Origin of the sequence: Paenarthrobacter sp. 22069 (assembly GCF_052046035.1) — a bacterium.
In the GTDB taxonomy this organism is placed as follows: Bacteria; Actinomycetota; Actinomycetes; order Actinomycetales; family Micrococcaceae; genus Arthrobacter.
In genome coordinates, this window is the sequence record NZ_JBQEQF010000002.1 from 38,496 (window position 1) to 47,148 (window position 8,653).

The 8,653-nt window shown below is 67.2% G+C and carries 9 protein-coding genes and 1 pseudogene (1 of these 10 running past the window's edge); 2 read left to right on the forward strand and 8 right to left on the reverse strand.

What is annotated here, in order from left to right; all coding sequences use genetic code 11:
* Window positions 1-2: 2 nt before the first annotated feature.
* The 4 genes from rnc to coaD all read right to left on the reverse strand — a co-directional run bounded on the left by rnc (window position 3) and on the right by coaD (window position 2,140).
* A complete protein-coding gene (gene rnc / locus ACTJK0_RS01680) occupies window positions 3-731 on the reverse strand; it encodes a ribonuclease III (RefSeq protein ID WP_110540954.1) in 729 nt (242 codons plus the stop codon).
* A gap of 21 nt (window positions 732-752) precedes the next feature.
* The gene (gene rpmF, locus ACTJK0_RS01685; protein WP_009356569.1) at window positions 753-956 is read right to left on the reverse strand and encodes a 50S ribosomal protein L32; all 204 of its coding nucleotides are present in this window, start codon (window positions 954-956) and stop codon (window positions 753-755) included.
* Window positions 957-992: 36 nt separating this feature from the next.
* A complete protein-coding gene (locus ACTJK0_RS01690; protein WP_110540955.1) occupies window positions 993-1,517 on the reverse strand; it encodes a DUF177 domain-containing protein in 525 nt (174 codons plus the stop codon).
* Window positions 1,518-1,639: 122 nt separating this feature from the next.
* Window positions 1,640-2,140 (reverse strand): pantetheine-phosphate adenylyltransferase, encoded by a 501-nt coding sequence (gene coaD / locus ACTJK0_RS01695; RefSeq protein ID WP_440744037.1) that lies wholly within the window; start codon window positions 2,138-2,140, stop codon window positions 1,640-1,642.
* Between the two features lie 43 nt (window positions 2,141-2,183).
* Here coaD and ACTJK0_RS01700 point away from each other — a divergent pair, with 43 nt between their 5' ends.
* On the forward strand, window positions 2,184-3,413 hold the full coding sequence (locus ACTJK0_RS01700) for an aminotransferase class I/II-fold pyridoxal phosphate-dependent enzyme (RefSeq protein ID WP_440744038.1): 1,230 nt from the start codon (window positions 2,184-2,186) through the stop codon (window positions 3,411-3,413).
* Window positions 3,413-4,201, forward strand: a complete 789-nt coding sequence (locus tag ACTJK0_RS01705) for a spermidine synthase (protein WP_440744039.1) — start codon at window positions 3,413-3,415, stop codon at window positions 4,199-4,201. Before ACTJK0_RS01700 ends, ACTJK0_RS01705 begins: the two co-directional genes overlap by 1 nt.
* On the opposite strand, the gene rsmD is transcribed toward ACTJK0_RS01705, so the two are convergent.
* From rsmD to thiL, 4 genes and pseudogenes are all read right to left on the reverse strand, one after another.
* Window positions 4,198-4,827 carry a 16S rRNA (guanine(966)-N(2))-methyltransferase RsmD gene (gene rsmD / locus ACTJK0_RS01710; RefSeq protein WP_110542052.1) on the reverse strand — a complete coding sequence of 210 codons (630 nt, stop codon included), beginning with the start codon at window positions 4,825-4,827 and terminating at the stop codon, window positions 4,198-4,200. The genes ACTJK0_RS01705 and rsmD overlap by 4 nt on opposite strands.
* Before the next feature lie 42 nt (window positions 4,828-4,869).
* Window positions 4,870-7,140, reverse strand: coding sequence for an ATP-dependent DNA helicase RecG (locus ACTJK0_RS01715; RefSeq protein WP_440744040.1), 2,271 nt, complete (start codon window positions 7,138-7,140; stop codon window positions 4,870-4,872).
* Window positions 7,130-8,116 carry a DAK2 domain-containing protein gene (locus tag ACTJK0_RS01720; protein ID WP_110542053.1) on the reverse strand — a complete coding sequence of 329 codons (987 nt, stop codon included), beginning with the start codon at window positions 8,114-8,116 and terminating at the stop codon, window positions 7,130-7,132. Before ACTJK0_RS01720 ends, ACTJK0_RS01715 begins: the two co-directional genes overlap by 11 nt.
* A 22-nt stretch (window positions 8,117-8,138) precedes the next feature.
* Window positions 8,139-8,653, reverse strand: a pseudogene (gene thiL, locus ACTJK0_RS01725) (thiamine-phosphate kinase) (it continues 474 nt past the right edge of the window).

The following is an 8,653-nucleotide window of genomic DNA, read 5'->3' on the forward strand; positions in this document are numbered from 1 at the left end:
CGCTACTTGGCGGCTACGGAGCCCGCGGAGGGGCTGGCGGCGTCCGGGGCCGCCGCGCCGGTGAGGACCCGCCAGGCGTCCGCAGCTGCTTCCTGCTCGGCCTCCTTCTTGGAGTGGCCGGAGCCCTTGCCGTAAGCCGTGCCGCCGATGTTGAGGACGGCTGTGAAGGTGCGGGCATGGTCAGGTCCGGAACCGTCCACCGCGTAGTGGATGCTGCCCAGCTGCCTGCTGGCCGCGAGTTCCTGGATGCTGGTTTTCCAGTCGGTGCCGGCGCCCAGGACGGCGGCGTCCTTCAGCAGCGGTCCGATCAGCCGCATGACCAACTGCCGGGCGGTTTCGATGTCGTTGGAGACATAGGTTGCCCCGATGAGGGCTTCCATGGTGTCCGCGAGGATGGACGCCTTGTTTTTCCCGTGGGTCAGCTTTTCGCCCTGGCCCAGGTAGATGTACTCGCCAATGCCCAGGCTCCTGCCGATGCCGGCCAGGGCACGCGTACTGACGACGGCGGAGCGCCGCTTGGCCAGTTCACCTTCAGGCAGGTCCGGGTTGTCCCGGTACAGGGCATCGGTGACGGAGAAGCCCAGGATGGAGTCGCCCAGGAACTCAAGGCGCTCGTTGGTGGGGATGCCGCCGTTCTCGTACGCGTACGAGCGGTGGGTAAGCGCAAGACGAAGCGTCCCGGCATCAATAGAGACACCGAGACGCTTCAGAAGCTCTTCAGTTGAAGACATCAGTCAGCCTGTGGGGGCCGATTAGACGTCCGCGACCTTGCGGCCCTTGTACTCAAGGAACAGCGCGGTGCCAGCAGAGTCGGTAACGACCTTTGCCTGGTGCGGCAGGCTGTAGGTGACCTGGCCGTTCTCAACGGTCTTCACCAGGTGGGGGGCGGTCGCCTTCCACTGCGAGCGGCGGGCGCGGGTATTCGAGCGAGACATTTTCCGCTTGGGAACAGCCACGGCTAACTCATTTCTCTCTAGACAAACACGTACAAATCAATTTTGCCGGTCAGGCTTAGCCATATCAGCTAGGGCAGCCCAGCGAGGATCCAGGACCTCGTGGTGGTGCCCCGGCTCGTCTTCCAGGCGTACTCCGCATTCGGAGCAAAGGCCCTGGCAGTCTTCCCGGCACACCGGCTGGAACGGCAGATTGGTGACAACCGCGTCCCGCAACACCGGTTCAAGATCGATTACATCGTGCTCGACTCGACGTTGCTCTTCATCTTCTTCTTCGTCCGAGTGCTCAGCGCCCTCGTAGAAGAAAAGTTCTTGCACATTGACCTCGAGGTCATACGCAAGGGGATCCAGGCATCGGCCGCACTCGCCGGTTACTTCGGCGACCACGGTACCTGATACCAGAATTCCTTCGTGTACGGCCTCAAGCCTCAGGTCCAGCTCGACATCCGAGCCTTCCTGAACACCAATGAGCGCCACACCAAGATCACCCGGTGCGGGTACATGTTCCTTCAGTGTCCGCATGCTTCCCGGGCTGCGCCCGAGGTCCCTGACGTCGAACGCCAGGGGCGAACCAGCATCTCTGTTAATGAGAACTCCTGTTGAACATATGACCGACGTACCATCTTAGCCTGAAGAGCCGCAGGGACTCAAACCGGCAGGAGGCAGCGCCGAAGTACCGATCCAGCCTACCGCTTGGGCTGCTGATCCGGCGAAGGCTCGCCGGCAACCAGGCGCCGGTGCACCGACCGGGGGACATAGTCGGACACGCTGCCGCCAAGCGCCGCAACTTCCTTGATGAGCGTGGAGGACAAGTGCAGGTAGCTGGCCTCCGCCGGGAGGAAGACGGTTTCAACGCCGCTCAGCTGCCGGTTCATGGTGGCCATGGGCAGTTCATAGTCAAAGTCGGACGAGGACCGTAGTCCCTTGACGATGGCGGACACGCCGCGCTGGCGGCAGTACTCCGCCAGCAGCCCTTCCCCCACCGGCTCCACCACGATGCCCTTGAGCGACGCCAGGGTTTCGCGTGCCATCTCCAGCCGTTCTTCCAGGCTGAACATGTACTTCTTGGCGTAGTTGGTGGAAATGGCGACGATGACCTCGTCAAAGAGGCCGGCAGCCCGTGCAATGACTTCGAGATGGCCGTTGTGGATGGGGTCGAAGGAACCGGGGCACACAGCGCGTCTCATGCTCCGAACCTACCTCATCGAAAGGCCGGGATACCATGACTGGATGCATCCACCGCGGGAACTTTCCACGCCCCTGGCATCTGCTCCCTGGCAGCGGACAGCGCTCGGAGCCAACCTCCTGGCACCCGGCGGCGGCCTTGGAGTCACCATCTTCGAAGAGATGACCACGCTGGCTGTCCAGACCGGCACCATCAACCTCGGCCAAGGCTTCCCCGACGAGGACGGCCCGGCCGAAATCCGGGAGGCGGCACGCGCCGCCATCGCCGCCGGCGCCAACCAGTATGCTCCGGGCAAGGGCCTGCCCGAACTCCGGGAAGCCGTCTCGGCACACCAGGAGCGCTTCTACGGGCTCACCCCGGATCCCGCGACCGGTGTCATCATCACCACGGGGGCCACCGAGGCCATCGCGGCTTCACTCCTGGCGTTTGCCGGGCCGGGCGATGAGGTCCTGACGTTCGAACCGTTCTACGACTCCTACGGGGCCGTCATCGGACTCTCCGGAGCTTCCCACATGACCGTGCCGCTGGCCGCCCCCGATTTCATGCCGGACCCGGCGGCGCTGGAGGCGGCCTTCAGCGAGCGGACAAAAGTGGTCCTGCTGAACAACCCGCACAATCCCACCGGCGCCGTGTTCCCGCCGGCCATCCTGCAGCGCGTGGTTGACCTTGCCGCCCGGCACGGCAGCATCATCATCACCGACGAGGTATACGAGCACCTTACGTTCGGTGTGGCCCATACCCCCGTGGCCACGCTTCCCGGCGCCGCCGGCCGCACCATCACCATCTCCTCCGCCGGCAAGACCTTCTCCCTGACAGGTTGGAAGGTCGGCTGGCTGAGCGGACCGGAAGAGCTGGTGGCAGCAGTCCGGACGGTGAAGCAGTTCCTCACCTACAGCTCGGGCACCCCCTTCCAGGCCGCGATCGCCAAGGGACTGGCCCTGCCGGACACGTTCTACACCGGCATCGCATCGGCCCTGGAGGAGAAACGAAACATCCTCAGCGCCGGGCTCCGTGCCGCCGGTTTTGACGTTTTCACCCCGCAGGGCACCTACTTCGTCAACGTGGACACCGCGCCTTTGGGTATCGCCGACGCCCTGGACCTGGCCAGGCGGCTGCCGGCGCTGGTGGGGGTCGCAGCCATCCCGGTGCCCGTCTTCTGCCACCCGGAAGGAGCCGAGCGTACGCGAAGCCTCCTCCGGTTTGCCTTTTGTAAGAAGACGGAAGTCCTGGAGGAAGCCGCCTCCCGGCTGGCCACTTTGCGCGGCCGGCTCTGATGGCCGCCGCCAACGGGTTGCCTGCCAGCCGGTTCCTGCGGACCACGGGCCAGCACGCGGCCATTGAACCGGCCCCTTTCACCGACGGCGCGTACGTGCTCAGTATTGGCGGAGCGGAGCAGTCCCACGTCAACCTGGACCGGCCCGGCGAGATCTTCTATGAGTACCTGCGAAGGATCGGGCACCTCGTGGACCTGGCGGCGCCGCCCGGAGAACCGGTCAGGGCGCTCCACCTGGGCGCCGGTGCGCTGACGCTGGCCAGGTACATCCAGGCCACGCGTCCCGGCTCGGTTCAATATGCGGTGGAACTGGAACGCGAGCTGCTCGACTTCGTCCTCCGGCACCTTCCCATGCCGGAGGGCACCGACCTGACCACGATCATCGGGGACGCCCGCGAAGCCCTCGGAGAGCTTGGCACGGACGGCCCGTTCGACGTCGTCATCCTCGACATCTTCTCCGGCCCGGACGCGCCCGCCCACATCGCCGAACGCGGGTTCTACCGTGAGGCCCGCGGGCGGCTGTCTCCCCACGGCCTGCTAATCGTCAACGTGGGCGACGAAGCGGCGCTGACACTCGTCCGGAGCCAGGTGGCGGCGATGCGCGGGGCCATGGCGGACGTGGCTGCATTCGGGGAGGCCGGCATGTTCGAGAGCAGGTACCCGGGCAACATCATCCTGGTGGGAACCCAGGGCCGGTGGCCGGAATCCTGGACGGCGGAACTTACCGCGCGCGGTCCCCACCCTGCCCGTGTCCTCGCCGGAGTGGACCTGGATCCCTTTTCGGGCTAAATCCCCGGGACGTCCGGCCCGGGAGCATCAGCAACGTCATCGGGAGCAATCGCGTCGGGCACGGACGGCTCGGCGAACCACAACCTGGTTTCGCCGTACTTCTTCTCCGCAAACCGTGCCATCCCTTGCGGCCATCCCGGTTCCGGGGAGCGGGACGAGCGCTCCACCACCACCACTGCACCCGGGGCCAGGTGAGCCGCCAGCTTCTGCAGCACCGCAGACAGCGCTCCATCCTCCAGCGGGTAGGGCGGGTCGAGGAATACCAGGTCCCAGGCTGCGTCCGGGGCGGCGCGGTCCAGGAAGGGCTCAACCTTGGAACGGTGCACGGTGACGGCCTTGCGGCCCACCACGCCATTGATCAGGTCGGCATTTCGCTGGCACACAGCGCTGGCTTTGGCGTCGGATTCCACCAGGTCCACGGTCCGCGCACCCCGGCTGCCGCTTTCCACCCCAAGGGCACCGGAGCCTGCGTAGAGGTCGAGCACCCGGGAGTCCGCCACCACGCCGAAGGCATCGAGGCGGGAGAACAGCGCTTCCTTCACCCGGTCCGTGGTGGGCCTGGTCAGGGACCCGGGGACAGCGGCCAGCGTGGTGCCGCCGCCCGCGCCGGCGATGATCCGGGTCACCGCACCCACCCCAGTCCGGCCGCGTCCGCTGCGCTGTCTTTGCTAACCGCGTTCAAGGAACGCCTCCTTCTCGGGGTTGAGGTACTTCTCAATCGCATCGGCAAGTTCCAGGTGGCCGGACAGCAAGGGGTCGCCGGCGACGATGGCCTGTGCGTCGTCCCGGGCCCGGGCAATCACGTCCTCGTGTTCGAGGACCCGCAGCAGTTTAAGCGTAGAGCGACCGCCCGATTGGGAGGCGCCCAGGATGTCGCCCTCGCGCCGCAGCTTGAGGTCCTCCTGGGAAAGGACGAATCCGTCGGTGGTGGCGGCGACTGCGTCCAGCCGGCGGCGGCTTGGATGGCCGGTTTCCAGGGCGGTCACCAGCAGGCATGTTCCGGGCAGTCCCCCGCGCCCCACCCGTCCACGCAGCTGGTGCAGCTGCGAGATGCCGAACCTGTCGGCGTCGAGGATGATCATCAGGGTGGCATTATGGACGTCAACCCCCACCTCGATCACCGTGGTGGACACGAGCAGCTTGATGTCGTTGGCGGTGAACCCCGCCATGGTCTCCGTTTTCAGGTCCGGATCCTGGCGCCCGTGGAGCGGGGCCAGTGGTACGCCGGCCAGCGACGGTTCAGCCAGCAGGTGGTCCACGACGGCGGTGACCGACGCGAGCTCCCGCCCTTCCTCTGCCTCCACGCCCGGAGGTGCCGCCTCCCCGGGACTGAAGTCGCCGTCGTCGTCCGTTCCAATCTTGGGGCAGACCACGTACACCTGGTGGCCGGCGTCGATCTCTTCCCGGGCGCGCGCCCAGATCCGCGCAGCCCATGCCGGGTTCTCGGCCAGCCCCACCAGATGGGTGGTGATGGGCGCCCTCCCCTTGGGAAGTTCATCGAGGGTAGAGGTTTCAAGGTCGCCAAACACGGTCATGGCCACCGTGCGCGGAATGGGCGTGGCTGTCATGACCAGCAGGTGCGGGGGCTTCCTGGCCTTGGCCCTGAGGGCATCGCGCTGCTCCACGCCAAAGCGGTGCTGTTCGTCCACCACGATCAGGCCAAGATCGTAGAAGGAGACGGTGTCGCTGAGCAGCGCATGCGTGCCGATAACGATGCCTGCGGTGCCTGACGCGGCGTCCAGCATGGCCTGCTTCCGGGCGGCTGTTGGCATCGAGCCCGTCAGCAGCGTGACCTGGACGGAAGGCCCGCTTCCGCCGGCCAGCCCGCCCAGGAGCCCGTCGCCGGACAGCGGACCCAGGGTGCGGCGGATGGAATCGTAGTGCTGGGCTGCCAGTACTTCGGTGGGTGCCAGGAGCGCAGCCTGGCCGCCGGCATCCACCACCTGCAGCATTGCCCGCAGCGCCACGACGGTCTTGCCGGAACCCACCTCACCCTGGAGCAGCCGGTTCATGGGGGTGTCCTGCGCGAGTTCCCCGGCCAGGGTCCTGCCGACGGCGGCCTGGCCGGCCGTGAGCGTGAAGGGCAGATCCTGGTCGAACGCGGCCAGGATTCCGTCACCTGCCGGGCGCCGGGCAGTGGCCTCCTCCGCGGCAAGCTGGGCCCGCCGCCGGGCGAGGGCGGACTGGAGCACCAGTGCTTCCTGGTAACGGAACCGGTCCCGTGCGCTCTTCCAGTCGGCCGGCGTTTCAGGTGCGTGGATGAGCCGGTACGCTTCCGCCACAGGCAGGAAGCCTTCCCTGGCGGCGACAGCCGGCGGAACGGGGTCCGGCAGGGAGCCGAGGTCCAGGGTCTCGAGCAGGGTGCCGATCACCTTCTGGATCCGCCACGAGGGCAGCTTCGCCGTCGCCGGATACACCGGAATGGGCATCACGGCCAGCTTTTCCGGGTCGCCACTGCCGTGGACGAAGGGGTCCTCGTCCAGAACCTGGAAGTCCGGGTTGGTGAGGCCCAGCTGGCCTTTGAAGCTGGTGACCTTGCCCGAGAACAGGGCCCGCCGCCCCTGCAGCAGCTCGTTCTTGGCCTTGAATCCGTTGAAGAAGCTGATTTTGAGCGTCCCGGGCACTTTGCCGTGGAAGTCCCGGCCGCCCACCAACCGGAGCCCCTGCTGCCCGTCGTCGTCGGACACGATGACGTCGGTAATGGTGCCGCGGCGCGCCTGCATGTTCCTTGTGCTGCTGGACAGCACCCGGGCGATCAGGGTGACTTCCTCGTTCAGTGGCAGTTCGTTGATGGCCGTCAGTTCCCCCCGCATGAGGTAACGGCGGGGAAAATAGGTCAGGAGGCCTTCGACAGTGGTGATGCCGAGGTGTTTCTCAATGACTGCGGCGGAACGTTTTCCGATCCGCCGTTCCAGGGCCAGGTCCAGCTCAGCGTTCATGCCCGCCGGAGTTCACTGCATCGGCGTCCGGGTCGCGCGGCAGGGCAAGGTCACTGATGCTGAGCTGGGCCGGCTCGCCCAGGGACCGGATCGTGTCCACGGCCTGGCCGGGCTCCGGGACGTGGACATGGACGCGCCAGCGGTAGTTGCCGTCGGAATCCGGACCGCTGCCCACCTGGCTCATGATGACGGACTCGCCGATCTCGTCCAGGCGCTGCCGGAGCGTTGCGGCGTTCAGGGGCGACAGGCTGATGGTGCACATGACTTCCACGCCGTCATCGTCCGGCAGGGAGGTGTGGATATGGGGATCGGAGACGTCGTAGCCGTGCAGGCCATCGAGGAGTTCGTTCTGAAGTTCCTCACCGAGGACCGCCGAGCGGAGGCAGTCGAGGATCAGGAGCATGCCCACGCCCCCGGCATCCACCACGTGGGCGGACTGCAGCGCGTCCAGCTGCTCCTCGGTGTGGATCACGGCGGCCAGGGCCCCCTCCACCACTGCGTCCAGGGCCAGGCCCAGCGCGTGGTTGCTGTCGTCGCCGTCCTGGCCCGCGTCGACGGCCGCCGCGGCACGGGCGGCCGCCTCCATGACCGAAAGCATGGTCCCGGGAACGGGGTCGCTCAGGGCTGACCAGGCCCGGATCTGGGCGCGGTTCAGCGCCGCCGACAGGAGCGTGGACGTCAGCCGGGTATGTCCGGCCAGCGGTTCCGCGGCAGCGCACAGGAACACGGAAAACAGCGTCCCCGAGTTTCCCCGTGCTTCCTCCATGGCCGCCTGTCCGGCGATGGCGAGGACTTCGCCGACGTCAACGGGGGCCGGCTGGTCTTCGCCCAGCACCAGTGAACGGGCGGCGGCGCGGACGGTGAGGTAGAGGTTGGTTCCGGTATCGCCGTCGGCCACGGGAAAGATGTTGATGGCGTTGAGCCGGTCGCTGTGGTTCCCCAGGGCAGTTTCAGCCTTGCCCAGCCACCTCTTCATCGCCAGCGCGTTGGCGGCAACCTTAGTGTGCAAAGTGATCCCATCCCCCGGTGTCCGCGGGCCCGCCCGCCATCAGGACACCCGGGCCGTCGTCGGTACCGAGTGCATGTATCGAGCCTATCGCAGTGAATCCGGCTGGCAGCTGAACGCCGGCAGGGAATGTGGCAAGCAGGCCGTGGTCCTCGCCGCCGCCCAGCACCCACTGCGCGGCATCCGCGCCCAACAGTTCCGCTGCCGGAGCAAGGAGGCCCGCCATCTCTTCCAGCCGGCCGGGGTCGAGGGCGACCGCGACGTTGCTGGCCCGGGCCAGCCGCCCACCGTCGCGCAGGAGTCCGTCGGAAATATCGAGCATGGCCGTGGCGCCCGCTGCCCGGGCTTCGGGGCCGGCATCCAGCGGCGGACGCGGGCGGGACTGCAGGTCCACGAAGACACGCGCCGCCGGGCCCAGGCTGTCCACCGGAACTCCGGACTCCAGCAGGGCAAGGCCGGCCGCTGCGTGGCCGGCTGTTCCGGCAAGCGCCAGGGTATCCCCCGCTC

Coding starts and splice junctions, on each gene's coding strand:
- coaD (WP_440744037.1), bottom strand. CDS start 2,140: ATGAGACGCGCTGTGTGCCCCGGTTCCTTCGACCCCATCCACAACGGC.
- ACTJK0_RS01705 (WP_440744039.1), top strand. CDS start 3,413: ATGGCCGCCGCCAACGGGTTGCCTGCCAGCCGGTTCCTGCGGACCACG.
- rnc (WP_110540954.1), bottom strand. CDS start 731: ATGTCTTCAACTGAAGAGCTTCTGAAGCGTCTCGGTGTCTCTATTGAT.
- ACTJK0_RS01720 (WP_110542053.1), bottom strand. CDS start 8,116: ATGAAGAGGTGGCTGGGCAAGGCTGAAACTGCCCTGGGGAACCACAGC.
- ACTJK0_RS01715 (WP_440744040.1), bottom strand. CDS start 7,140: ATGAACGCTGAGCTGGACCTGGCCCTGGAACGGCGGATCGGAAAACGT.
- ACTJK0_RS01700 (WP_440744038.1), top strand. CDS start 2,184: ATGCATCCACCGCGGGAACTTTCCACGCCCCTGGCATCTGCTCCCTGG.